This window comes from Seongchinamella unica, from assembly GCF_004354085.1.
GTDB classification, from domain to species: domain Bacteria; phylum Pseudomonadota; class Gammaproteobacteria; order Pseudomonadales; family Halieaceae; genus Halioglobus; species Halioglobus unicus.
The window spans coordinates 121956-146555 of record NZ_SMSE01000002.1 but is presented as its reverse complement, the minus strand read 5'-3'; the positions used below and the strand labels follow the sequence as shown (position 1 = coordinate 146555).

The following is a 24600-nucleotide window of genomic DNA, read 5'->3' as shown; positions in this document are numbered from 1 at the left end:
CATAAACCGGCACGAAATGAATATCTACGACTATCTGGCCAGGCCGAAATCCGGGACAGAAATCATCCTGTCACCGACAAAAGAGCCCAGGTAAACCCGGCCATTCTGCGGCACCGCGATGGTGGCCGCCCCCATCGGGGCACCGCGATGGGAGAACACCGGCTCATGGGCCATGGTTTCCGGATCCACCGCCACCACTTCAAACCCCGCACCGCAGGGTTGCGCCTGGTGCTCAAAACAGGACAGCAGGTTGGGCAGGCTGTCGCTGTGGGTAACGACCCACAGCCGGCCGTCCGAACCCCAGGCACTGTTATCGCCGCTGGCAACCGGTGCGGTCGCGATCACCTCGGCGGTATCCACATCGACCTTCCATACCTCGCCGGTGAAATACATGTTGGCAAATACGTACTGTTCATCAGCGGAGATTTCGATACCGTTGGGCTGATTGGCCTCGGTGCCGGGAATCACCCGCAAGCCGGTCTCCCGGCTCCAGCGCCAGAGGTCTCCGGTATTACGCCCCAGCAGGCTCAACAATTGCTCCAGGCGACCGCCATCGTGAAACATCCGGGTGAAGACCAGGTCACCACTGGAAAGGCCGACCACATCGTTCATAAAGGTGTCCGGCCCTGCCGGCACACAGCCGCGCCAGGCCAACCGGCTCTGCGCGCCCACGCCCAGCAGCTCAAACATTTCAATGGTCTCGCGGCCACCGTGATTGACCACCAGATAACGCCAGCGCCCGTCCGCAAGCTGATGCAAATGGGTGCCGTGGGGACTGAACCGGGCCAGGGGCGGGGGCTCACAATCGGCTTCTCCCCACAGCGGATCCCCGGTATCGACTGGTCCACTGCGCGGTGGAAACAGCGGCGTGAGTTGGCCGCTGTCAGTGTCAAACAGGGACAGACTGCCGGTACCGTCATGCATGCCGCCGAAATTGGCCAACAGCAGATGGCGCCCGTCCGGCAGCGCGGCGATATCTTCCGGTGTCTGCATACCGCAAATGGGAACAATGTCTCCCATCGGCTCGCAACCGCTAATCTGCATCTCGTCATCAACACAGGCGGAGAGCAGTGCCATCAGTGCGAGGGGGATAATCTGTTTCAACATACCGGTTCCGTCGATTATCGGCTCAGGAGAGAGCAGTATGCCACCACCGGCAAAACCTTGTCTCGGGGCAAAGGCCTGGCTCAAATTCTTAAACCTGTACCCGCTTAACCTGGCCAAGTGGCTGCCACCGATTCGGAATCGCCGTAACAGGCGCATACTGTGTCAGCTTGTACCGGCGCCGGAGAACAATAATGAACGACATGACCCAGGGCAGCGGACCCATGATGGCCCGCAGCATCGAGACCATTGCACTGCGAGAGGCGACCCCCTCCGAGCAGGGCCGGACCCTGAGCCAGCCGCTGGTTGACGCGCTCTGGCAAAGCGGCCTGATGCAATTCATGAACCCCAAAGCCGCAGGCGGGCGCGAGCCTGGTTTTGAAGAGTTGATCGCCACCTGGATGGAAATGGCCAGGCAGGATGGCTCCCTTGGCTGGATAGGCATTGCCAACCTGCCCTCCGCCTGTTTTGCCGCCGCTTACTTGCCCGACGAGGGCTTTGAGGAGGTGTTCAGCCGCAACGACAACCGGGTGACCATGGGTGGTCAGTTCTTTCCCAATGGCACAGGCTCTGTGGTCGAAGGCGGCTACCGGCTCTCCGGGGCCTGGCAGTTCGGCAGCGGAACCGGGCATTCCCAATATGTATGCGCCGGCTTCCTGCCAATGGCAGGCGAGGACATGCAGTTGGATGAAGACGGCATGCCGAAGATGCTGGTAGCCGTCGTCCCCCGTGAGGAGGTCAGGTTTACCGACGGCTGGCACGTGCAGGGACTCAAGGGTACAGGCAGCTACAACTACGAACTGGAAGAGGTCTTTGTACCGCTGCACCGGGTATACCCCCTGTTTACCCGGGAACCGCGCCGTGGTGGTATCACCTACCGCTTCGGACTCATGCCACTTACCGCCTGCGGACACGGGGCCTGGGCGCTGGGTGTGGCCCGCGGTGCCATCGACGAGGTGGTTATCCTGGCCAGGGAGAAAGTCCGCATGGGCGAGGAAAGTTCTATCGCGCACAAGCCGACCTTCCAGCGCGACCTCGCCCACCACGAGGGTCTGTGGCGGGCGGCCCATCGACTGATGGTGGACACGTTTACCGAGTGTGAATCGGCAGTCGCAGGGGGGGCCGAACTTACGCCGCAAATGCGGGCGGATATGCGTCTGGCTGCCACCTATGCGACAGAGGCCTGCAGGGAAGCCGTGCAGTGGGCTCACCTCGCCGCCGGCACTGCCGCCATTCGTGAGGGCAACCGCCTGGAGCGCTCATTCAGGGACATGTATACCGGTACCCAGCATGCATTTATCAGCGAAAAGATTTACACCGAGGCAGGCAAGCTGATGCTGGGCCTTGTCGATGACAGCATGGCGCTCTGAGGAGACTGACTTATGCAGGATTTCCCGGGGAAAACAGCGGTTATCACCGGCGGCGCCAGCGGTATCGGCCTGGCCATGGGCGAAGCCTTTGCCGCCGAGGGGATGAACATCGTGCTGGCGGATATCGAGGCGCAGCCGCTGCAACAGGCGGTTACCCGCTTGCAGCAACAGGGCGCAAACTGCATTGGCGTGGTCACTGATGTAGCCGAGGCCGAGGCAGTGCAGGCCCTGGCTGACAGGGCCGTTGCCCAATTCGGTGCGATTCACGTGGCCTGCAACAATGCCGGGGTATTCACCGGCGGACTGCTATGGGAAGAAAGCCTGGCAGATTATCGCTGGGTGCTGGACGTCAATCTCTGGGGCGTTATCCACGGTATCCGCAGCTTCCTGCCTGTCATGCAGGCCCAGAACTGTGAGTGCCACATGGTCAACACTGCATCGATGGCGGCGCTCACCGCCATGCCCTACTCCGGTATTTACCACATGAGTAAACACGCCGTGCTGGCGCTGAGCGAATCCCTCTACCACGAGCTGGCATTTCACTCACCACAGGTCAAGCTGTCGGTCCTTTGTCCGGAAGCCATCAATACGGGCATCGCCCGGGCAGAGCGCAATCGACCCCGGCGCTACAGTGATGCCGGCGATGTCGTCAGCTCCGATGCCCGTGACCTGGTAATGGAAAGTCTGGCCGCTTCGGTCGCCGGGGGTCTTGGGCCGGAAATCATGGCCCAGCGCGTGTTGCAGGCGATTCGCAACGAGCAGTTTTACATTCTCTCGGAGGAGGCCTGGCGTGAGTCCGCCAACCTGAGGCTCGACGATATCCGCGAAGGGCGTAACCCGACTTTCGCACCTCCTCTGTAAATCCGGGCAGGAGTCCACTGTGACTGAGCAACCACATTTTCATATCCCCAGGGATGACCAACTCATTGAAGCGGCGCTGGCCGACGCCAGTATTCCCACGCTGATGATGAGCATGATACACATGAGCGGCGACGCCAGCCTGCTGGATGGCGACATACGCCCCGGCGGAGCGTATATCAACGAATACCAGGGCTATATGTCCGAGCAGGATAAGGCCGCCATCCGCGCACAAGCATTGGAGGTGATCTGCAAATTTCGCGATGGCGGTTGCCAGCTGCCAGCCCAGCCGGACACAGCCACGATTCACAGGATGATGAACTTCCTGGTAGCGCAGGAAGTGCCGCCGGAGTATTTGCCGATGATGCTGGAGGAAATGGAACTGGACGGGGTCGACCAGCGAACCGACGCCTGGGGGCCCGAGGTGCCGGTGGCCCGCCGCGAGGCCCACGAAGTGCTCATTATTGGCGGCGGCATGTCCGGGTTGCTGGCGGCAATACGGCTGCAGGAGGCCGGCATTCCCTATGTGTTGATCGAGAAAAATGCCTCCGTGGGAGGCACCTGGTTTGAAAACCGCTACCCCGGCGCCCGGGTCGACGTCAGCAACCACCTCTACAGTTATTCCTTTGAACCGGCGCACCATTGGTCCCAGTATTTTGCGCAACAGCCGGAACTGCAGAAATACTTCGAAGATGTAGCGACCAATTACCAGTTGCTCGACAACATACGCCTGAACACGGAAGTCACCCGTGCAAGCTATGATGAGCAAAGCGGCCTTTGGCGGGTCACCACTCGTGACGGCGCCGGCGCCGAAGAGTGCCACGAGGTCAACTCGGTCATCAGCGCTGTCGGTCAGCTGAACCGCCCCAGGTTGCCCGATATTCCCGGAGTTGATTCCTTCCAGGGCCAGTGGTGCCACTCTGCTGACTGGGACGAATCCATCGACTGTCACGGCAAGCGAGTGGTCGTGGTGGGTGCCGGTGCCAGCGCGTTTCAGATCGTGCCAGCGATCGCCGCCGAAACCGCTCAGCTGACCGTTTTCCAGCGGACCCCGCCGTGGATGTTCGAAAACCCGGTTTACCACGAGGAAGTCCCCGCCGGCAAAAAGTGGTGTCTGCAGCACCTCCCCTTTTACACCCGCTGGTTTCGCTTCCTGCTGTTCTGGTGCGCCTGCGACGGCGCCTACGAAACCATTATCGTCGACCCCGACTGGCCCCACCAGGAGCGCTCGGTCAACGAAATGAATGACTTCGTCTACCAGATGTTCAGTGACTATATCCGTGGCCAGGTGGGTGATGACCCCGACCTGCTGCAGAAAGTGATACCAGATTACCCGCCCATGGGACGGCGGACGCTGCAGGACAACGGCAGCTGGCTGGGGGCACTGAAAAGGGACAATGTGGACCTGCAGACCCAGGGCATCACGGCAGTGACGGCCAGCGGTGTCATCGCCGACGATGGCAGCGAGGTTGCAGCCGACGTTATCATCTATGCAACCGGCTTCCGAACCGACCGCTTTCTATGGCCGATGGAAATCCGCGGCCGCGAAGGTCGATTACTGTCCACGACCTGGGCCACCGAACCGGCCGCCTACCTGGGAATTACGATACCGGGATTTCCCAATTTCTACTGCATGTTTGGCCCCGGCACCAATCTCGCCTTCGGCGGCAGTCTGGTGTTCAACGGCGAATGCCAGGTGCGTTACACCATGGAGTGTCTCAAGTTGCTACTGCAGTCGGGCGAGAAAACACTGGAGTGCCGGGATGAGACCCTCGCCGCCTACCAACAACGATTCCGGGAGCAGCACGCCAGGCTGATCTGGGAGCACCCCCGTGTACACAGCTTTTACCAGAACGCGCAGGGCAAGGTTACCCTGTTATGGCCGTGGAAAATCATCGACATGTGGCGCTGGACCAAGCAGGTGGAGGCCAGCGACTACCGACTCAGCTGAGGAGACACCATGAGCAGACTGGAAAACCGCATCGCCCTGATCACCGGCGCCGCTTCCGGCATTGGCCTGGCCTGTGCAAGGCGCTACGCCGACGAGGGCGCCACGGTGATTGGTGTAGATCTGCAGCCGGCTGCGGACTGGCACCGGCAGGTGGCAGGCAATCGCGGCAGCGCGCTGCACCAGGTGGATGTGACTGACGGCGCGGCACTCAAGCGAATTGCGGATGACACAGCAGATCGATTCGGCGCCATCGATATCCTGATCACTGCCGCCGGCGTGGGTGATGGCGGCCCGGTCAATATGGTCGACGAGGCCGTCTGGGACCGGGTGGTCGACATCAACCTCAAGGGCACCTTCCTCGCCATCAAGGCTGTGATCGAGCAGATGATGAGCCAGCGCAGCGGCAGTATCATCACCGTGGCCAGTGTCGAAGGCATCAATGGCACAGAAGGCGGCAGCGCCTACAACGCCTCCAAGGGCGGCGTGGTGTTACTGAGCAAGAATGTCGCCATAGACTATGGCCGCCTCGGCATTCGCTGCAATGCCATTTGTCCCGGGTTTATTGAAACCCCGCTGTTAGAAGACGTGATGGCGTCCATGCCCGACTTCAGGGCGGATATCGGCAAACAGATCAAACTCGGGCGCTTTGGCAAGCCCGAGGAGATCGCCGGCGCCGCCCTGTTCCTGGCTTCCGATGATGCCTCCTACATGACCGGCCAGACCCTGGTGGTAGACGGTGGTTACACCGCCGGACACAGCCATGGCATCGTGGAACTGCTGGGACTGGTTTAAACTGGACCGATATTGACACACTCTATCGGTAACTGAATGGGCGTCAGTGAATTTGTGGCGGGCACCGGCATACTGCTGGGCCTTATTGTGATGGCCGGATTATTATTGCGTAAGGATGGCAACCGGCAGGCAAACAGCCTGCTGGCCGCTGCGCTGGCCTGCAATCTGTGTTACCTGGTGCTGATTCTGGCACTCCATACCGGTTTGCTGCAGCAAATGCCCGGGTTATCGCTGCTCGGTTTCGCCTATGTACTCAGCAGCCCGCTGCTGTACGGCTATGTCAGCGTGATGACACAGGCAGATTTTCACCTGCGGCCGGTACACCTGCTGCACCTGTGGCCGCTGCTACCCATCATCGCCCTCCCCCTGGTGTCCGCTAACGGCGCCGACCTGAGCAGCAACGGCCTGGAACAGGCCCGCAGTGGCTGGCCCCCCGGCCCGCTGGCCCTGACTGGCCTGTTTGTCTATGCCGTCTCGGTCATTTATCTCACCGCCAGCCTGGCGAAGGTGCTGGCTTACGGTCAACGGCTGGCAGACGAATTTTCATTCGAGGAGTCGGTCACCCTGCGCTGGCTGAAGCTGCTGGTTGCCCTGTGCCTGCTGATGGCACTTACCGGTCTGCTGGTTGCGCTGATTCGGCTGTTGCCCGGCATGGAATTGTGGCCGCGCAGCATTTATTCATCACTTACCGTGATCGCGCTGTATTACCTGATCGCTTTCTTCGGCCTCGCCCAGCCCGATGTCTTTGCCGGGCACCGGGAGGGGGCAGGCAGCCGGAAAGACACCGCGACCGCTTCCAGCGAAGATGACAGCGCCGACAAACAGGCACGCTGGCAGCAACTGGAGGCCTACATGGTGAGGCAAAAGCCCTATCTGCAGCACGAATTGAGAATTGCAGACCTGGCGGAAGATCTCCGCCTGCCCGCCCCCGAGCTAAGTCAGGTCATCAACCGCTGTTCCGGGAAAAACTTCTTCGACTACGTGAGCAGCTTCAGGGTAAAGCGCGCCAAGGAGCTCCTGCTGTCCAGTTCCGGCAGCATGGCAGACATCGCCCAGGAATCCGGATTCAATTCCCAGTCGGCGTTTTATCGCCAGTTCAGGAAAGTGACGGGCCTGACGCCTACAGAATTCAGGCGTCAGGCGGAACAGGCAGAACTCAGTAGCGATACTGGCGCAGATAGCCCTTGAGGCCTTGCGCCCTGGCGCTCAGGTTAGGCTGGATCACCACCACAGTGATATAGCCCTCGGCAAACAGGGCCTGGTCGGCATTCCTGACGTCGTCGCCACCCTCGAAGGACGTGGTGCCGCTGATTCCACCGTCAGCAGATTCACCGATCTCCAGCTCGGTACAGCCCCCGCAGCCCAGTTCGATACTGCGCAGGGACCCCGCCAGCAGGGGAAGCTTGCCCTGGGTCGCGATTCTAACGCCCAGCGGCTCTACCGGGGGGAAATTGATGTTGAGCGCGCGTCCGTTGGGAATCAGGGTGGAGGCACCGCGCTGGAAGGCCGGACGCTGTTCCAGGTGATCGATGTAATCGACCAGGAACTGGGCCACTTCCCGGCACTCGTCGGTCATGGCGGCATCTTCCGCGCAGCGCTCGTCAGTGCTGATGGCGATGGCGGTTATAGACTCACCCCCAATCACCAGCCCTGCGGCGTGGAGCGCGGCACCCACTGTTCCTGACGTATAAGTGGCGGCAGAGAGATTGGCCCCGTCGTTGATACCCGACACCAACAGGTCCGGGGTTTGACCCGTCAACTGCTCGAGGATGGTGAGGCCGATAGCGCCCGAGGTGGCCGGTTCGGCGCCCTCTGTCCCGCCCTCCAGGGCCACGGAGTACTGTTGTTCAGCCTGGCGGGTGATCTCCAGGCCGCTGATGTTGAACGCGGTGCCACTGCCACTCTGGCCATCGAGGGGAGCCGCCAGCACCACCGTATGGCCGGCATCGGTCAGCGCCTCGTAAAGGGCCTGGATACCCGGGGTCGACCAGCCATCGTCATTGGTCAGGGCGATATTCAGGGCGGAGGCTGAGGCTGAAGCGGCGAGCATACCGGCCCCGAAAAGCATCGATTTCAAGTTCACTGTGGTTCTCCGTTGGCAATTATTGGTTTTTTATACAGGCCCTCCTTGCGAGAGCTGAATGAATCATGGCAAAACCCGGTGACAAACGCCTCCCACTTTCAAAAATGGGACAAAAAACCTGAAAACTGCCGGCGTCGGTGGCAATTCCGGTATGCAAATACATACCGCACGGCGATCGAACCAGATGCGACGTCCTGCCGGTCATACAGCCGGCACCCCGTAGCTGATGCAAAGTACCGCGGTCACGATATACTGCGACGACATGCGAAGAGTGACCCATGATGAACGAAGGACCGTTTAATCTCACCGAAACGATGGACAACACCGAGCTCAGTCCGTTATCCGATGCGCCGGTGGCTGCCGATTTTCCAGCCGGGGAGTCACTGCCCCAGCAACCGGGCGAAGTCGTTCTGGGGCGCTTCGAGGTCAAGCGCTACCTGGGCCAGGGCACGTTCGGCTATGTCTTTCTGGCCTACGATCTCGAACTGGACCGGCTGGTTGCGGTAAAGAAACCGCGCCAGCAGGTGCTCTCCCGCTACGACAGCGTCGAATCCTTCATTGCCGAGGCCCGCACCGTTGCCCAACTGGACCATGAGCACATCGTTCCGGTCTATGACTGCATTCGCACCCCCGAGGGCTCCTGCTATATCGTTTCCAAGTTTATCCGCGGGCAGGACCTGGGCTGGCTGCTGCGACAGGGACGGATCAGCCTGCCGGAAACGGTGCGTACCATTCGCGACGCCGCGCTGGCACTGCACCATGCACATCTGGCCGGCATCGTTCACTGCGATATCAAGCCGGCCAACGTGATCATCGACGACAACGGCAAGGCTCACGTGACCGACTTCGGCATCGCCTATAACCCGCAGCAGCGATCGGAGCTGGCCGGCCACGCGGCCACGCCCGCGTATATGAGCCCGGAACAGGCAGATACCAACACCCAGTCTCTGGACGGACGCACCGACATCTACGCCCTGGGCGTGTTGTTGTACCAGTTGATGTGTGGACAATTGCCGTTTCAGGGTGACACGAGAGAGCAACTGGTCGCCGCGATCGGCAGCGGCGAAGTGCGCCCGCCGCGACAGATTGATGACAGTATCCCGCGGGAGCTGGAGAGCATCTGCCTGAAAGCCATTGCCCGGGACCCCAGCCGACGCTACACCACCGCCCTGGACCTGGCCCGGGACCTCGACGACTACTTTGGCTACGAACCCCGGCCTATCGACGTCGGTTCAGTGCAAGTGGATGAGTCACTGGAACCACTGATCGAGAAGCTGGCAGAGCACACGCACGATATCTGGGCACTGCAACGCTACAAGGACGGCTGGAAGCTGGGTGACGTGCGTGACGACAGCCGGAAAACCCACCCCTGCCTGGTCGCCTACAACCAGCTCCCCGAATCAGAAAAGGAGTATGACCGGGCCACCGTACTGGGCACCATCAAGGCGATGCTGGCCCTGGGCTATACCATCACCCGGGAGGATTAAGCGCGGCCCGGCAGTTCCAGGGCCCGCCGCAGCGCGGCGACGTGCCCCGGTCCGGTACGACAGCAGCCACCGACAATATCGGCGCCGCGCTGCAACCAGGTCCCGGCGGCATCGGCGAATTCCAGTGGGCTGCGGGTTCCCTCCCAATTGCCGGTGTCGGCGCAGTAGCGCTCGCCGGAGTTGGGGTAAACCACGATGCGCCCGCTCCAGCAGTGGCGAAGCCGGTCAATGAGTGAGGTGATGTGGCCGGGCGCGGTGCAATTAACGCCCAAAGCCAATAACGACGAATGACCGGCCAGCGCCCTGGCCGCCTTCTCGATGGATTCACCGCTGCTGAGGAGCTCCCCATCCCGGCAGGAAAAACTGATCCAGGCGGGGGTCTCCGTCTCGGCAACCAGCTGGCCGAGAGCCAGGGCTTCGTCGATACAGGGGATGGTTTCACAGGCAAGCAAGTCAGCACCGCCAGCGGCAAGTCGCAGCAAACGCTGGCGATGAAAGCGGTAAAGCCCCGCCTGGTCCAGGTCATAGTTCCCATGATACTCGGAGCCGTCTGCCAGGCAGGCGCCATAGGGGCCGACACTGGCCGCCAACAGTGGGTGCACCAGCGGCGACGCCTCGTGGCGATACTGGTTGATCGCTTCTCGCCCCAGCTTTATCGAGAGATCCAGCAGCGATAGTGCCTCCTCCTCCGATAGCCCCAGCGAGATAAAACCGTCGACACTCGCCTGGTAACTGGCGCTGATGATGCAGCCGGCACCGGCCCGCAGGTAGGCCAGGTGCACGTCCCTGATGGCATCGGGTGCTTCAATCAGCAGCTTGGCCGACCACAGTGGATGATTCAGGTCATAGCCCCGCGCTTCCAGTTCGGTGGCGAGGCCGCCATCGAGGATCAACGGGCTGCGCAGCTCTGGGAGTGTAGCGGACACTCAACGACCGGCGAGCTTGTCGTCCATCTCCCGTATACTCGCCCGCGCCTCCTCACCTTCGGGTATATTGCGCCCGCTATCGCGCCAGTCAACCGCGGCCCTGAACCCTTCAGTCTGGGCATAGCGCCGGAACCAGACCCCTTCCGGATTATGGCGGGTGATACCGTCAAACACGGTGGCCATGGTCTGGGACTGTTCCAGCCCCATGGTCAGCATGACCTGGTTGACGACCAGTTTGTGCATTGCCAGGTGGCTGCGGGGAACCCCGGCAATACGCTCTGCCAGTTCCATGGTCTTGCGCTCCAGTTGCTCCTCCGGCACCACGTAGTTGGCCAGGCCCCACTCACCGGCGGTGTTACCGTCGATCATGTCGCCGGTGAACATCAGTTGCTTGGCGCGGGTCGGCCCGAGCCGGTAGGTCCACATGGCCGTCGTGGGGCAACCCCAGACACGGGTCGGCATGTAGCCAATGCGCGCGTTCTCGGCCATCACCATCAGGTCGCAACACAGCGCGATATCGCTGCCGCCGGCAACGGCAGCACCGTGTATCTTGGCGATGGTCGGTTTGCTCGAACGCCACAAACTCATAAAGCCTTCCGTGTTGTCCTTCATGCAGGCGTAATCGACCATGGGGTCCCAGGGATAGGACTCCTGCTGGCAGGGGTGCTCAACCTGCTGTTCGGCATAGTCCGCCAGATCGTATCCGCCGCAAAACCCCTTGCCCGCGCCCTCGACGACAATGACGTGAACCTCGTCGTTCTGCTCCGCCCAGCGCACAGCGCGGCGGATGTCATCGGCAGTTTCATCAATGATGGCATTGAGCCGTTCCGGCCGGTTGAGCAGCAGCCGGGCGACCCGCGGATTGTCAGTGTCCTGCGATATCCGGACGGTGGTTAGTTCGAGCATGCTTTCTCCCTAACGTGACGGTTAGCCATTCTCCCGCAGGCGGCCATCGCTGACGGAATAGGTAGGAAGCCAGCTCCTGCGCATGGCCATGCACGCGTCACGCCGCAAACTTCTGCAGCAATGCCTCCTTGCGTACCCCGACCTCCTGCACTGCCTTTTCCTTCACGTGACCGAACCCGCGAATGTCGTCAGGGAGTGACGCCAGGGCAACTGCGGCCTCCAGGTTGTCTTCGTCCAGCCCTGGCAGGACCGTGTCAAGCATTTCCTCGTAGTCACGTATCAGCTGTCGCTCCAGGCGCCGCTCGGCATTGTAGCCGAAAATATCCAGCGGTGTTCCCCGCAATCCCTTCAGTCGTGCCAACAGGCTGAAACCGGGCAGGATCCACTGGCCGAACTCCCGTTTCATCGGCCGGCCGGTCGACGGGTTGATCCGGCTGATCATGGGCGGCGCCAGGTTGAACTTCAGGGTGTAACCAGGTTCGAAGGTGGCGTCCAGCTTGCGTTTGAACGCCGGGTCCGAGTACAGCCTGCCAACTTCGTACTCGTCCTTGTAGGACATCAGCTTGGACAGGTTGGCGGCAACGGCCCGGGTAAGGGCCGTCGAATCCGCATCGATGGCGGTTTCCGCGGCGCGCACCCGATCCACCGTGGCCAGGAATCGCTGCGACCAGGCCTGGTTCTGGTAATCGACCAGGTGCTGTGCCCGGGAAGCGATGAGCTCTTCCAGTGTTTCCTCGTGCACCGTTTCGGCCTGTTCAGGCAGCAGTGCGGTAACCGCGTCTGGCGAGTGAGCGTACAGTCGACCCAGCGCGAAGGCCTGCAGGTTGAAAGGAATTGCCGTGCCGTTGAGCCGTATGGCCTCCTCGAGTGCCTGCACAGTGACCGGCAACAGCCCAAGCTGCGCAGCATAGCCCACCAGAAACATATTGGCGCCGATGGTATCGCCCAGCAGCTTCAGGGCCAGGTCGGTGGCATCGACAAAATAGGTATTGTCCGTCCCGGCGCGGGTGGCGATATCGGCTTCCACCTGGTATTCGTTGATCGTCATGTCGCGGTTAAACTGGAAATCAATGGTCGGAACGATTTTCGAGTTGCCGACGACACGCGTACGACCCAGGGCGTAGGTGGTGCCCGCGTCACCGGACAGCGCCGCCAGCAGATCGAAGCCGAGTACCACATCAGCCTCACCAGCGCCGATACGCTGCGCGGCGAGGTCTTCCTGCCGCTCCGCGATCCGCAGGTGTGAATACACCGCGCCATTCTTCTGGCTGAGGCCGGTCATATCGTAGATGGAACAGGCATTGCCCTCGAGATGCGCCGCCATACCGATCACCGCGCCAACCGTGATGACGCCGGTTCCGCCGATACCCGCGATCATAATGCCCACATTGCCCCGCGTCAGTTCGGCCCGCGCAGGCATCGGTAAATCCGCAAACAAGTCACCCTCCAGCGCGACACCGCTGGGCTTCCTTGGCTCCGATCCCAGCACGGTGACGAATGACGGGCAAAAGCCCTTGGCGCAGCTGTAGTCCTTGTTGCAGCTGGACTGATCCACCTGGCGCTTGGTTCCAAAAGGCGTTTCCCTGGGCTGGATCGATACACAGGTGGACTGTTCCGAACAGTCGCCGCAGCCTTCGCACACCGCATCGTTAATGAACATTCGCTTGGCCGGGTTCGGAAAGGTACCGCGCTTGCGCCTGCGACGCTTCTCGGCGGCACAGGTCTGCTCGTAAATCAGTGCCGTCGTGCCCTTTACCTCGCGCAGTTCCCGCTGCACGAGATCGAGCTCCTCGCGCGGGTAAAGGGCGACATTGCGGGGTAACTGACCGCGAAATTTTTCCGGCTGGTCGGATACCACCACAACCTTGCGGACCCCCTCCGCCAGCACCTGGCTCGCCATGGTCGCTACTGATATGGGACCGTCGATGGGCTGTCCGCCGGTCATGGCAACCGCATCGTTGAACAGTATCTTGTAGGTGATATTGGCGCCGGATGCCACGGCAGCCCGAATTGCCATCAACCCGGAGTGGAAGTAAGTACCGTCGCCGATATTCTGGAACATATGCTCGGTACCACTGAAGGGTGCCACCCCCGTCCAGTTGACGCCTTCGCCACCCATGTGCGTGGGTACCAACGTGTCGGCCCGTCGCAGCCCCGCCATGCCGTGACAGCCGATGCCGGCCATCGCCATACTGCCCTCCGGCAGCCGTGTCGACGTGTTGTGCGGACAACCTGAACAGAAATAAGGCGTACGTATCACCTTCAACGCCGTGGCAGTGAATCGCTCCCGGTTGGCGTTCATCTCCGCCATCAGCGCCGCGTGCCTGTCGCGCAGAGCAGGGTCGGCCACAGCCAGGGCGTCGAGTCTGGCGAAAATCACGTCGGCGATCACGGTGGGCTCCAGTTGCACGTCGGAAGGCAGCAGCGCTGAGCCATGCTCATCCTGCTTACCCACCAGACGGGGTTTCTGCTCAGCATTGATCAACAGCTGAGCCACCTGGGGCTCCAGCATCGGCGATTTCTCTTCCACAAAGAGCAACTCGGGACGCCCCTGGGCAAATTCTTTCATACCCTCCGGCTCCAGGGGCCATATGCAGCCGACCTTGTAAATGGCGATGCCGAGGGCCGCAGCAGCGTCGCTGTCGAGACCCAGCAGACTGAACGCCTGAATCACGTCGGAGTAGCTCTTGCCGGACGTTACGATGCCGAGACCGCCCTTGCCGCCAATCCGTTCCTTGTCGATGCCGTTGGCCCGGACAAACGCATTGACCAGCGGCAGTCGCACCCGCTTGACCGTCACTTCCAACGCCTGGGGGTTGAAAGCGGACTTGATGTTGACGTTATCGGCGTCCAGTCCGCGGTCGGGCCAAACGGCGCTAAATTCGTCGCTATGCACTGTCACCGTCTGGGTCTGCTCTACGGTTTCGTTGACGGTCTTCAGCCCCACCCAGAGCCCGCAGTAGCGAGACAATTGCCAACCCAGCAGACCGAAGTCGATGATTTCCTGCACGTCTGACGGATACAATACCGGTATCTGCATGGCGGCGAACATCGGTTCGCTCTGGTTGACGACCGTGGAGGATTTGCCGGGGTGGTCGTCGCCAACTACCACGAGCACACCGCCGTGCTTGTGCGTACCGAAGTTATTGCCGTGACGTATCGCATCGGCGGACCGGTCAACACCGGGCGCCTTGCCGTACCAGAGCGCGTATACGCCATCGACCTGCGGGTCCGGGAAAAAATCCAGTTGCTGGCTTCCCCATACGGCTGTGGCGGCCAAATCCTCATTCACCCCGGGCTGAAACACGACGCCAGCCGCGTCCAGCCGTTTGTGCTCGCGCCAGAGCACACTGTCCAGGGTACCCAGTGGGGAACCCCGGTAACCGCTAATGAATCCCCGGGTATTCAGGCCCGCCCTGGTATCGATTTCACGCTGGACCAGCGCCAGCCGCGCCAGCGCCTGGGTACCACTGATAAAGACCCGTCCTTCGCTCTTGTCATACTTGTCCGCCAGCGAAACGGATTGGAGAACCGGATTATCCGACGTCATTGGAATTGCCTCTCGATGTTGTATTTTCGCACTGCAAGTGTAGCGCTTAATCAGCCGCTGTGGTTGATCGCAGATTACCCCTGCAGTATCAGAAATTTAGCGCCTGGTATCAACCAACCTGAACTGCCATCCTGGCACCGACAAAAAAGCGCCCGTGGACAAGGTCAGCCGGACAAGATTAATGTCGCGCGATCGAACCAGGAATGACGGGGAGGCGAAAGTGGCCGGGGATAATCCGGTGGCATGATGGCTCGGCACACCCCAAGGGATGTACTGCCCCTTCTGGGCTTCGTTGCTACGCCTCTCGGTGCAAATTGCAGTACCCTGATCTCGCGCCCCGATCGCCTCATGCGATTGCCCTGCTAAACTATTACTGTACCGATCCATTACACGGATGGCTGCTCACCCCTGGCTTGTTGCAAAAATCCGCTTAACTGCTCGGTAGCATCGTCATAACCCGCGCCAATCCGCTGCCTTATATGTTGCCTGTCCAGATCAAGGATGGAGTCGATACCCCATGCCGTTTTCGGCGCCACAACTCCGATACGTATATCGCCAAGATCGAGAAAATGCTGGCTGGTCAGTGTATCGCGCCTGGCACGAAGGTCCAGGCCGAGATGGGACGCAAGCTCCTGCAGCAAGGATGCGGCCGAGCCGATAGTAATGATGTCGAACGCCCAGGAAAACGCTGCCCTGGTTGTTTTCGGCGGCGCCACCGGCTCGCCCACTAACGGCGCCAGCAATACCACCAGAATCTCTGTGGCCCCGGCATTCAGTGCGGGGAAAATTGGTGTATTCGCCATCACGCCCCCATCCCAGTAGAGCTCCCCGGCGATTTCACACCAGGGAAAGACCACCGGAATGGAACAAGAGGCCAGGATGTGGTCAACAGTGAGCTGCTCGCCGGCGAAATACTCCAGTCGCGCCCGGCAGACGTTGGTTGCCGCCACCGTCACTCTGGGTTGATCGTCTCGCAGGCGCGCCACATCAATCGCTTCCGCGAGGGTCTGCCGCAGAGGTTCATTATCCAATAACGCGGGAAAATTCGGGTGTCGCCCCAGGACTCGATTGATCCGGTACTTGATTCGCCGCCACAGTGACACGCGAAACGCGTGTTTTCGATCCAGTGATGCCCAAAACGCCTCAAGCTGTTCGGCATCCCAGCCCGAGCCGATGAGGGCGCCATTGATGGAGCCGATAGACGTGCCGCAGACGATGTCCGGCTGCCAGCCGATTTCCTGCAGCCTCCGCCACACACCGACCTGGTAAGCGCCGCGACCACCGCCGCCGGACAGGATGAGTGCTCGTTTTACCGTGGGCGCGGATGTGGTCATAGAGAGGTGGCCCCAGAAAGTTTGAACAGCCCCGTAGGTGGATTGGCTGCCTGACACCGGTAGCATACTACCCCACAATCAGGAGTACCAATCATGGCAAGACGCACCCCGTCGCGACCACTCATCTGCCTGCAAGGCCAGGGTGGCACTTCCAGCGCTCAAAGGCGACAGCCCGCTACGATCCCTGGCGAGGACCCTGACCCGTTGGCGGAGCCGATCTGGGCCCTGTGGCGAATCAGCAAAGGCAATCGCCTAATAGAGGATTTCCACAACAAAATGGAAATGATCGCAGCAGGGCCTCTGGTTTTTGAAAGGTTGAGAACTATCGATTGAGAGTGCTGACCCACTGCGGTTGGGAGTGATTATCAATCGGGAACGGATGAATGCCCGATCCCGTTAATTGGGTAGAGCCGCGGACACGTTCTCGTCGAGAAATCGGCTTTGGCGGGCGGGGCACGATTGACCGATAACAGCCTCAGGGCCGGGCGGCGTTCCGCTGTTATCGCCCTGCGGGGTGCGTCGCTGCGGTCCAAACGCTGCGCGTTTTTCGAACGGGCACTTTCTCGTCGAGAACTCGGGTTTGGCGGGTGGGAGGCACGATGACTCAGAACAGCCTTTGGGCTGTTCTGACCCCGAGGGGCTTCGGCGCTACGCGCCTGGGTGCAAAACGCTGGCGCGTTTTGTCGAACGGACCGGTCCGGCGCCCCGGCGCTCTAAGCGACCAAACCCACCCGGCTAAACAAAAAAGCCACCCCGAGGGGTGGCTTTTTTGTTTAGATGGCGCGCCTGGCACGATTCGAACGTGCGACCGCCTGGTTCGTAGCCAGGTACTCTATCCAGCTGAGCTACAGGCGCGTTGAGGGGCGGTACTATAGGGACGAAGTTGTTATTCGTCAAGGGCTTACGGACGGAAATTTTGGCCCCTATATGGACATTCCCAGGTTGTCCCTGGCCTCCCTTGAGAGTTCCTCGCGGAAGTCGGGGTGGGCGATATTGATCAGGTCGCGGGCCCGTTCCGCGATGGAGCGGCCACGCAGTTCGGCGATACCGTATTCGGTGACCACGTAGTCCACCAGCGCCCGGGTGGTCACCACCCCGGCCCCTCGTTCCAGGGCCGGCACCAGCCGGCTCAGGGTACCCCGCTTGGCGGTGCTGGGCAGGGCGATAATCGACTTGCCGTGCTCCGAGAAGCTGGCCCCCAGCACGAAGTCCACCTGCCCGCCCACACCGGAATAGATCTTGTGACCCATGGAGTCGGCACACACCTGGCCGGTCAGGTCGATCTGGATGGCACTGTTGATGGAGGTCACCTGGGGGTTCTTGGCGATGACCACCGGGTTATTGACGAATTCAATGTCCAGGAAGGTCACTTCCGGGTTGTCGTCGACAAAGCGATAGAGGCGTTCGCTGCCCATGGTGAAGCCGGTGACCGTGCGCCCCCGGGCAACTTTCTTGTTGCTGTTAGTGATCACCCCCGCCTCGATGAGGTCGAGCACACCGTCGGAAAACATCTCGGTGTGTACGCCGAGGTCGCGGCGGTCCTTCATGAACGACAGCGCCGCGTCGGGTATGGCGCCGATGCCCATTTGCAGGCAATCACCGTCATTGATCCGGCTGGCGACGATTTCGCCGATACGCTGTTCGGTCTCGGATGTGCGCCGGTTATCGACAGTGATCAGCGGCGCCTCTTCCACATAGGCGTAGTCAATGTCGCGAATATTGATAAAACTGTCACCGTGGGTGCGCGGCATATTGGGATTGACGTGGGCAATGATGCGGTTGGCTACATCGCAGGCGGCGGCGGTCGCCTCCACCGATATGCCCAGGGAACAATTGCCATGCTGGTCGGGCGTGGACACCTGCACCAGCGCGGTATCGATGTGTTGTTCCCCGTGGCGGAACAGTTTGGGAATCTCGGAGAGAAACATCGGCACATAATCCGCCCTGCCTTCATTGATCAGGCCGCGGGTGGTCTTACCGGCAAAGAAGCAACGGTTGCGCAGGTGGCCGTCCAGCGCCGGGTCGGCAATCGCGTCGGCATGTTCCAGGTGCAGTTGCATGATCGTGACGTCGGACAGGGAGACCGCGTGCCGGGCCAGTGCCTCGAGCAATACAATGGGGGTGGCGGCCATGGAATGGCACCAGATCTTTTCGCCCGAACCGATGATGGAAACGGCTTCCAGTGCCGTCTCGGTAAATTGCGCCATGAGCTTTATTCCGGGTGCAGGTAACCAGGCCCTGAATTCATGTAGAGGCGAATCGGCCAGTTACCCTCGCCCAACTGCAATATCAGCCCATAGTTGTCGTCGTCATAGTCGTAGACCCACTCGTACTGGATATCCAGCGGCTCCGACTTCTCCGGCGCCTGGCCCACAACTACCACTTCCTCGATCGCGTCGGGGTTTCCCATGGACACCTTGGGTACCGAGATGTAGATCTTGCGGGTGCCGGGTGTATCGCCGGGCTGCACATCCTGCACTTCCACACCCATTTTGCTGCCCTTGCTGCCCTTGACCAGGTCGATCCAGTCAGACTGCAGGGAGGTGGCCTCCTGTGCCAGCGCCAGCGGCGACCACAGGGGCACGCACAGCAACAGGGTTTTCATTAATCTCATGGGCATAGTACTCCGGTTCCGTGCTTTGCTGGGCACCGTAACCAGCATAGCTGAATCTGACGGCTTGTCAGGATTCGTGTTCAATAATCACGCTATCGCTGCGGTCCAGTTCCCTGCTGGCGTGAGCAGACAACCACAGCGCACGCAGCATGTTCACCGCCGCCATACTCAGGTGCTGCTCGGCGGCCTGCAGCGCCAGCCCGGCCGCCTGCGCTTTCTGCTCCGGGCTCAGATGCGCGGCCTTGGCGGACATTTCCGCATCGACGCCGGCGATGACGGTCTGGATCTCGCGGGCGACCTCCTCCGAAGCCTGGCGCAGCTCATCGCTGAACTGCTGGAACTGGGCGGGTGTCATGGTTAGTGCCCGGGCACTGCGCCAGGTCAGGCGGGCGGGCATGGTGGCGAGGTCGAACCCCATGGCCATCATCTTACCGATCATTGGATACCTCTCTCGTCGGATGCAGTGGGCATTATAAAACGATCAGCCGGGCAGTGGCAGCTCAATCGCTTGCTTCTGCCCGGGGCCGGGGAGCTTCAAACGGCGGCAGGGACTGCTTGCGGCGCAGCCAGTTGAGCCCGTTGAGCACGCTCTGCCTGCTGACCAGGGCCCGTTCGAGCCGGTATTTGCCAGGAAAATTCATGATTAACAGGCCAACCACGGTGACCAGGATACCCTGTCCCGGGGTAAACAGCATGATAAAGCCAAGGGTCACCAACAGCGATCCCAGCAGGTTCTTCAGCAGGGACAGCCCCCAGCCGAAAATGCCGTTACTGCGTTGCAGCGGGTGCCGGTGGCGGGACGAGAAATAATCCTGCGGCAGACGCGACACCACCCAGGGTGCGGTGATGAGCAGGGCCAACAGGCTCAGCAGCGAAACCACGGTGCCCCACAGCAGAATATCGGGCAGCCACTGCTCCAGCCAGGCCATCAGCCACCACCACCCAGCCTTGCCCTGGCCGCCTCAATTTTCTCATCGTGGTCGTCGGTTGCGGCGGCTATTTCCGCCGCTATTGCCAGCCGGTCGCGCAGCCCCGCCTGGTTGGCGACCTGTATCGCCAGCCCGGGCCTGGCATTCAATTCGAGCAGCACGGGGCCCTGCTGCCGGTCCAGCACGATATCCGCGCCCAGGTATTGCAGGCCGGTCATCTCCACACAGCTGGCAGCCAGGTCCAGCACCCGCTCCCAGTGGGGAATCTGCAGCGAGTCGAAGCTGGCGCCGGTATCCGGGTGGGCGTCCACCAGTTGGCCGTGTTGTACCGCCCGCAGGGCGCTGCCGGTGGCTATATCCAGCCCCACTCCCACCGCCCCCTGGTGCAGGTTGGCCTTGCCGTCGGAAGCGTGGGTGGCGCAGCGCATCATTGCCATGACCGGCACTCCCCTGAAAGCAATCACCCGGATATCGGGGACACCTTCGTAGCTGAATTTTGCCAGGCAGGGGTCAAAGTCGATCAACGCCTCGACCATGGCGGTGTCATTACGGCCGCCGAGACTGTGCAATCCGGCGAGAATATTGGAAATGTGGCGGGCCACCTCGTCGGGACTGATCTCCATGCCGCTGGCCTTGAGGTAATTGTCCCCGCGCCGGCCCTGCACAACCAGTATGCCCCGGCCGCCGCTGCCCTGTGCAGGTTTGATCACAAAGCCCTGGTAAGGCACCAACAACTCATTGGACCTGGCAACCTGGTGCTGGTATTCCACTACCGCATACAGCTGGGGCACCGGAATTGCCCGGGACTGGGCCCGGCTCTTGGTGAGCAGCTTGTTGTCTACCAGCGGATAGTTACGGCGGGGATTGTAGCGGCCGATGTAACCGACATTCCGCTCGTTCATACCCAGCACACCCATGCGGCGCAAAGCGGCAGGCGAGCGAAACAGCATCAGTCGCGCCCCAGGTTGCGGAAGCGGTAGAGTTCGCTCAGGCGATAACCGGTATATTTACCCAACAGCAGGATAACGCCCAGCAGGCTCAGGGTGAGTTCGGGAAAGTTGAAGGTCAGGTGGGACACCAGGCGGTTCGACATCGCCAGGTAGGCCAGCACCGCGACCAACAGGCTGCCGCCGCCCTGTACCAGCACCTCATGGGGGCCTTCCTCTTCCCACAGGATCGACATCCGCTCGATGGTCCAGGCCAGTATCACCACCGGGAAGAAGGACACGCTCAACACCTGGTCAAGGCCGAGCTTGTAACTGACCAGGGCCAGGGTTGCCATCAGGAATATCACCACAATCACCACCGCGGAAATGCGCGAGACCAGGAGCAGGTTCATGTGACTGAGCCATGAACGAATCCACAGGCCCGCGGCCACCAGCGTCAGGAAAATACCCAGGCCCACCAGCAGCGTGGTCTGGATAAAGGCAATGGCAATCAGGATGGGCATAAAGGTGCCTGAAGTGCTGATGCCAACCAGCAGGCGCATAATCACCACGACCAAGGCAGCCACCGGCAGCAATAACAAGCCCTTGAACACGCCCTGTTGCTCTACCGGCAGGGCGTAAACCGAGAAGTCCAGCAGGGCGTAACGTCCCAGCCGCTGTTCCATGGCCACCACCGCCCGGGCCGGCAGGCTGTTGCTGACCAGCGCAAATTCCAGCCGCGACCGGCTGCCGCCGACAACATCCAGCAACGCTTGCGAACCTCGCTGCCAGACGAAGAAGTTGGGTGGCAGGCCCCGGCTGGCCGTCTCCGGGTCAAACACCAGCCAGTTGTCGCCGTCATACACCTCCAGCAGGGCGCTGGCAGTCTGCCGGCGCCGGCCGTCTTCCAGGCGAATACCCCGCAAATGGCCCGCCGGGATGCCGGCGTGAGCGAGAATTCCCAGCAGGATATCCCCTGACTCCTCCTCCCAGGTACTGCGCAAAAAGCCGGCGTCGGGGTCGCTACCCTCCGGCCCCATCTCCACCAGCAGTAGTGAGGTGAAGCTCTCGACATCGACGGACTTCGCCCGCAGCACATTCAACAGACGCTCCATCGCCACCTGCTGGTCGGGATTCAGCAGGGGAGGCATCAGCGCTTCCGGCGGCCGATCAGGCAGCGCATCAACGGTGGGGCGATAGGCCTGCAATTTATAGTACAGCGTGGTTTCACGCTGCAGATTCTGCTTGGTCCAGTTGGCGCGTCGCGGTTCCTCGCCGCGTATCGCAAAACCGAATCCGGAGGAGGCAAAGTGCTCGTCCAGCAATTCCCACCCCGCCACGGGTTCCGGCAGGGTCAGTTTCACATCCACCGCCCCGGATTCGGGCTGGAAGCTGATCTTGGTTTCGATGGTCCAGACTTCACGGTACTCGCCGGGCAGCAGCGGAAAGCCCAGCGCGAAGACCTTGTACACGGTAAGTCCCACCCCGAACAGGATCAGCGCACCGGCAATCAACTCAATCTTGAGGCGACTGGATAACACTATTGCGTATGACTGCGGCTGACATCGACGATCGCCGCATCCAGCAGAAAGTTACGCCCCACCAGCAGTGGGAACTCGAACACATCCCGATCCGACAAGGTCACGTCAACCCGGTGGCGCATTTCGCCCAGGGTCAGCCACATGCGCACCACATAGCGCCGTTCCGGTTCATCGTCATGCTGCTTGATCAGCACCTGGCGGCGCAGCCGTAACTCCTGCGGCAGGCGTTCCCCCGATTCCGGGTCCTCGAGATCAAAGCGCACGTAGCGGCGCCCTTCCTTTTCCAGCAGCTGGATATTCTCGGCGTGGATGGAGGTGGTTTCGGCGCCGGTATCAATTCGCGCTTCCAGCCGCAGCCCAACCGGTTCCACCAGCACCCACTCCACTTCGCCGATAATAGGCAGGTGCATGGCTCCAGCGGTGGTCGCCATTGGCGGCAGCTCCGCCGGTACCTCGACGATTTTCACCGTTTCCACCACTTCCGGTTCCGGGCACTGGGCAACCGGGCAGGCGTCACAGCTCACCGGCTCAGGGCAAACGGGCGGCGGTTCTGCCGGTGGCTCCGACTCGGGCGTCAGGGCGCAGCCGGAGAGCAGCAACAGGGTCAACAGGGCACTGGCGAGTTTCATGCGCGCAGGTTACTGAATACCCTCCCCGAAGTACAGAAGGGCCGCCAGCCCAGTGATGGCAGGAGCCTGGGAGTTTCTGGAGATTTCTCCAGTTTTTCCTCGACCGGCGGGATGAAAGTGGCCACTGTAGAGCTGCAAACCCGACTGTCCGCCGAGGGCGAGGTTATGAGAACAAGGATTTACCGCGGCCTGATGCTGGCTGCCCTACTGGCTGCGTCGCCGCTGTCCGGCGCGGAAGTGTTTATGTGCACCGACCCGGTCAGCGGCGAAAAGACCTTCACCGACAAGGCCTGCCCCACCACGGGCGAACGCAAGAAGGTCAAGGTGGAGCCAACCAATTTTGGCGAGGGTACCCGAGCGGGCGAGGACAAGGGCACCTGGACCAGTGACCGCGACACCAGCGAAGCGGGCCGCGCCAATTTGAAGGGCCACAGTCGCCGGGTGGAATCCGCACGCTATCTCTCCGGCAACGACTGATACCTCCCCATAAGACCCACCATTCCCGGCCAACATCGCCCCGGGGCACTTTTGCGTCTAGAATTCAGGATCTGAATTCAATGGACACACAGCATGAAAGCACTGGTCAAGAAAGAAGCCCGCGAGGGCATCTGGCTGGAAGATGTGCCTGAGCCCGAGCTCGGGATCAACGACGTCCTGATCAAGGTCAAGCGCACGGCCATCTGCGGCACCGACATGCACATCTACAACTGGGATGCCTGGGCGCAGAAAACCATCCCGGTACCGATGGTGGTGGGACATGAATTTGTCGGCGAGATTGTTGAGGTCGGCTCCAATGTCAACGACTTCCACCCGGGGCAGGTGGTTTCCGGCGAGGGGCATGTGGTCTGCGGCCGCTGCCGCAACTGCATGGCGGGCCGTCGCCATCTGTGCAACCAGACCTCGGGTATCGGCGTCGACCGTCCGGGCGCCTTCGCGGAGTATGTGGCCCTGCCCATGTCCAATGTCTGGGAACACAGCCCCGGCATAGACCTTGACGTTGCCGCCCTGTTCGACCCCTTCGGCAATGCCACCCACACCGCGCTGCAGTTCGACCTGCTGGGCGAGGATGTGCTGATTACCGGTGCCGGCCCGATCGGCGCCATGGCGGCGGCGGTATGTAAACACGCCGGCGCCCGCCACGTGGTGATTACCGATGTCATCGATTCGCGGCTGGAACTGGCCAGAACCCTGGGAGCCACCCGCACCGTGAATGTCAGCCGCGAGCGTATCGCCGATGTGCAGACAGCGCTGGGCATGGATGAGGGTTTCGACGTGGGGCTGGAAATGTCGGGCAATCCGCAGGCCTTCAACGAGTTGATCGATAACATGTGCCACGGCGGCAAAATCGCCATTCTCGGCATTCCCGCGGAGGACACCGCCATCGACTGGAACAAGGTGATCTTCAACATGCTCACCCTGAAGGGCATTTACGGGCGGGAGATGTACGAAACCTGGTACAAGATGTCAGTGATGATCGACTCGGGCCTGGACATTTCCCCGGTCATCACCCACCGCCTGCCCTACACCGATTTCCAGCGCGGTTTTGATGTCATGAAGAGCGGGGAAGCCAGCAAGGTAGTCCTCAACTGGGATTTGTAAG

The 24600-nt window shown here is 61.2% G+C and carries 21 protein-coding genes and 1 tRNA gene; 8 read left to right on the top strand and 14 right to left on the bottom strand.

Features of this window, described 5'->3' with window-relative positions; genetic code table 11:
- Positions 1-30: 30 nt before the first annotated feature.
- Entirely contained in the window at positions 31-1107 is a 1077-nt protein-coding gene (locus E2F43_RS07770) for an SMP-30/gluconolactonase/LRE family protein (RefSeq protein WP_133211393.1), read from the bottom strand.
- Between the two features lie 191 nt (positions 1108-1298).
- Here E2F43_RS07770 and E2F43_RS07765 point away from each other — a divergent pair, with 191 nt between their 5' ends.
- From E2F43_RS07765 to E2F43_RS07745, 5 genes are read left to right on the top strand one after another with little or no spacing between them, the layout of a single operon-like run.
- Positions 1299-2474: an acyl-CoA dehydrogenase family protein gene (locus E2F43_RS07765; protein WP_238946801.1), complete on the top strand. Its 1176-nt coding sequence runs from the start codon at positions 1299-1301 to the stop codon at positions 2472-2474.
- A gap of 12 nt (positions 2475-2486) precedes the next feature.
- Positions 2487-3335 (top strand): SDR family NAD(P)-dependent oxidoreductase, encoded by an 849-nt coding sequence (locus tag E2F43_RS07760; RefSeq protein WP_133211391.1) that lies wholly within the window; start codon positions 2487-2489, stop codon positions 3333-3335.
- 19 nt (positions 3336-3354) lie between these two features.
- Entirely contained in the window at positions 3355-5283 is a 1929-nt protein-coding gene (locus E2F43_RS07755; protein WP_238946800.1) for a flavin-containing monooxygenase, read from the top strand.
- 9 nt (positions 5284-5292) lie between these two features.
- Positions 5293-6075 (top strand): SDR family NAD(P)-dependent oxidoreductase, encoded by a 783-nt coding sequence (locus E2F43_RS07750; protein WP_133211389.1) that lies wholly within the window; start codon positions 5293-5295, stop codon positions 6073-6075.
- 36 nt (positions 6076-6111) lie between these two features.
- Complete coding sequence (locus E2F43_RS07745) at positions 6112-7263, top strand: helix-turn-helix domain-containing protein (RefSeq protein ID WP_133211387.1); 1152 nt, start codon at positions 6112-6114, stop codon at positions 7261-7263.
- On the opposite strand, the gene surE is transcribed toward E2F43_RS07745, so the two are convergent.
- Positions 7232-8158 carry a 5'/3'-nucleotidase SurE gene (gene surE, locus E2F43_RS07740; RefSeq protein WP_133211385.1) on the bottom strand — a complete coding sequence of 309 codons (927 nt, stop codon included), beginning with the start codon at positions 8156-8158 and terminating at the stop codon, positions 7232-7234. The two genes, E2F43_RS07745 and surE, sit on opposite strands and share 32 nt — an antisense overlap.
- 278 nt (positions 8159-8436) lie before the next feature.
- Between surE and E2F43_RS07735 the strand changes: the two genes are divergently transcribed.
- Positions 8437-9645, top strand: a complete 1209-nt coding sequence (locus E2F43_RS07735; RefSeq protein WP_133211383.1) for a protein kinase domain-containing protein — start codon at positions 8437-8439, stop codon at positions 9643-9645.
- Here the strand turns inward: E2F43_RS07735 and mmuM are convergent.
- The 12 genes from mmuM to E2F43_RS07675 form a co-directional block, all read right to left on the bottom strand.
- A complete protein-coding gene (gene mmuM, locus E2F43_RS07730; RefSeq protein WP_133211381.1) occupies positions 9642-10571 on the bottom strand; it encodes a homocysteine S-methyltransferase in 930 nt (309 codons plus the stop codon). The two genes, E2F43_RS07735 and mmuM, sit on opposite strands and share 4 nt — an antisense overlap.
- Entirely contained in the window at positions 10572-11477 is a 906-nt protein-coding gene (locus E2F43_RS07725; RefSeq protein WP_133211379.1) for a crotonase/enoyl-CoA hydratase family protein, read from the bottom strand.
- 97 nt (positions 11478-11574) lie between these two features.
- Positions 11575-15027, bottom strand: a complete 3453-nt coding sequence (locus E2F43_RS07720; RefSeq protein WP_133211377.1) for an indolepyruvate ferredoxin oxidoreductase family protein — start codon at positions 15025-15027, stop codon at positions 11575-11577.
- Positions 15028-15413: 386 nt separating this feature from the next.
- A complete protein-coding gene (locus tag E2F43_RS07715) occupies positions 15414-16361 on the bottom strand; it encodes a patatin-like phospholipase family protein (RefSeq protein WP_165954231.1) in 948 nt (315 codons plus the stop codon).
- Positions 16362-17139: 778 nt separating this feature from the next.
- Positions 17140-17216, bottom strand: a tRNA-Arg gene (locus E2F43_RS07710).
- Between the two features lie 68 nt (positions 17217-17284).
- On the bottom strand, positions 17285-18568 hold the full coding sequence (locus tag E2F43_RS07705; protein WP_133211373.1) for an acetyl-CoA hydrolase/transferase family protein: 1284 nt from the start codon (positions 18566-18568) through the stop codon (positions 17285-17287).
- A 5-nt stretch (positions 18569-18573) separates the two neighbouring features.
- Positions 18574-18975, bottom strand: a complete 402-nt coding sequence (locus E2F43_RS07700) for a hypothetical protein (protein ID WP_133211371.1) — start codon at positions 18973-18975, stop codon at positions 18574-18576.
- 67 nt (positions 18976-19042) lie between these two features.
- Positions 19043-19414, bottom strand: a complete 372-nt coding sequence (locus tag E2F43_RS07695; RefSeq protein WP_133211369.1) for a hypothetical protein — start codon at positions 19412-19414, stop codon at positions 19043-19045.
- Between the two features lie 61 nt (positions 19415-19475).
- Positions 19476-19904: a PGPGW domain-containing protein gene (locus E2F43_RS07690; protein WP_133211367.1), complete on the bottom strand. Its 429-nt coding sequence runs from the start codon at positions 19902-19904 to the stop codon at positions 19476-19478.
- Positions 19904-20854, bottom strand: coding sequence for an alpha-L-glutamate ligase-like protein (locus E2F43_RS07685; protein WP_133211365.1), 951 nt, complete (start codon positions 20852-20854; stop codon positions 19904-19906). The genes E2F43_RS07690 and E2F43_RS07685 overlap by 1 nt, the downstream gene beginning before the upstream one ends.
- Complete coding sequence (locus E2F43_RS07680) at positions 20854-22371, bottom strand: inactive transglutaminase family protein (protein WP_133211363.1); 1518 nt, start codon at positions 22369-22371, stop codon at positions 20854-20856. Before E2F43_RS07680 ends, E2F43_RS07685 begins: the two co-directional genes overlap by 1 nt.
- Complete coding sequence (locus E2F43_RS07675; protein ID WP_133211361.1) at positions 22371-23000, bottom strand: ATP-dependent zinc protease family protein; 630 nt, start codon at positions 22998-23000, stop codon at positions 22371-22373. Before E2F43_RS07675 ends, E2F43_RS07680 begins: the two co-directional genes overlap by 1 nt.
- Before the next feature lie 165 nt (positions 23001-23165).
- Here E2F43_RS07675 and E2F43_RS07670 point away from each other — a divergent pair, with 165 nt between their 5' ends.
- Together E2F43_RS07670 and tdh are read left to right on the top strand one after the other, a co-directional pair.
- A complete protein-coding gene (locus E2F43_RS07670) occupies positions 23166-23477 on the top strand; it encodes a DUF4124 domain-containing protein (RefSeq protein WP_165954230.1) in 312 nt (103 codons plus the stop codon).
- Positions 23478-23570: 93 nt separating this feature from the next.
- Entirely contained in the window at positions 23571-24599 is a 1029-nt protein-coding gene (gene tdh / locus E2F43_RS07665; RefSeq protein WP_133211357.1) for an L-threonine 3-dehydrogenase, read from the top strand.
- Position 24600 lies beyond the last annotated feature (1 nt).

What these genes read in the sequence shown, in the direction of transcription:
- E2F43_RS07770 (WP_133211393.1), bottom strand. Translation starts at nt 1,107, where the DNA reads ATGTTGAAACAGATTATCCCCCTCGCACTGATGGCACTGCTCTCCGCC.
- E2F43_RS07765 (WP_238946801.1), top strand. Translation starts at nt 1,299, where the DNA reads ATGAACGACATGACCCAGGGCAGCGGACCCATGATGGCCCGCAGCATC.
- E2F43_RS07760 (WP_133211391.1), top strand. Translation starts at nt 2,487, where the DNA reads ATGCAGGATTTCCCGGGGAAAACAGCGGTTATCACCGGCGGCGCCAGC.
- E2F43_RS07750 (WP_133211389.1), top strand. Translation starts at nt 5,293, where the DNA reads ATGAGCAGACTGGAAAACCGCATCGCCCTGATCACCGGCGCCGCTTCC.
- E2F43_RS07745 (WP_133211387.1), top strand. Translation starts at nt 6,112, where the DNA reads ATGGGCGTCAGTGAATTTGTGGCGGGCACCGGCATACTGCTGGGCCTT.
- E2F43_RS07735 (WP_133211383.1), top strand. Translation starts at nt 8,437, where the DNA reads ATGATGAACGAAGGACCGTTTAATCTCACCGAAACGATGGACAACACC.
- E2F43_RS07725 (WP_133211379.1), bottom strand. Translation starts at nt 11,477, where the DNA reads ATGCTCGAACTAACCACCGTCCGGATATCGCAGGACACTGACAATCCG.
- E2F43_RS07720 (WP_133211377.1), bottom strand. Translation starts at nt 15,027, where the DNA reads ATGACGTCGGATAATCCGGTTCTCCAATCCGTTTCGCTGGCGGACAAG.
- E2F43_RS07715 (WP_165954231.1), bottom strand. Translation starts at nt 16,361, where the DNA reads ATGACCACATCCGCGCCCACGGTAAAACGAGCACTCATCCTGTCCGGC.
- E2F43_RS07705 (WP_133211373.1), bottom strand. Translation starts at nt 18,568, where the DNA reads ATGGCGCAATTTACCGAGACGGCACTGGAAGCCGTTTCCATCATCGGT.
- E2F43_RS07700 (WP_133211371.1), bottom strand. Translation starts at nt 18,975, where the DNA reads ATGAGATTAATGAAAACCCTGTTGCTGTGCGTGCCCCTGTGGTCGCCG.
- E2F43_RS07695 (WP_133211369.1), bottom strand. Translation starts at nt 19,414, where the DNA reads ATGATCGGTAAGATGATGGCCATGGGGTTCGACCTCGCCACCATGCCC.
- E2F43_RS07690 (WP_133211367.1), bottom strand. Translation starts at nt 19,904, where the DNA reads ATGGCCTGGCTGGAGCAGTGGCTGCCCGATATTCTGCTGTGGGGCACC.
- E2F43_RS07685 (WP_133211365.1), bottom strand. Translation starts at nt 20,854, where the DNA reads ATGCTGTTTCGCTCGCCTGCCGCTTTGCGCCGCATGGGTGTGCTGGGT.
- E2F43_RS07675 (WP_133211361.1), bottom strand. Translation starts at nt 23,000, where the DNA reads ATGAAACTCGCCAGTGCCCTGTTGACCCTGTTGCTGCTCTCCGGCTGC.
- E2F43_RS07670 (WP_165954230.1), top strand. Translation starts at nt 23,166, where the DNA reads ATGAGAACAAGGATTTACCGCGGCCTGATGCTGGCTGCCCTACTGGCT.
- tdh (WP_133211357.1), top strand. Translation starts at nt 23,571, where the DNA reads ATGAAAGCACTGGTCAAGAAAGAAGCCCGCGAGGGCATCTGGCTGGAA.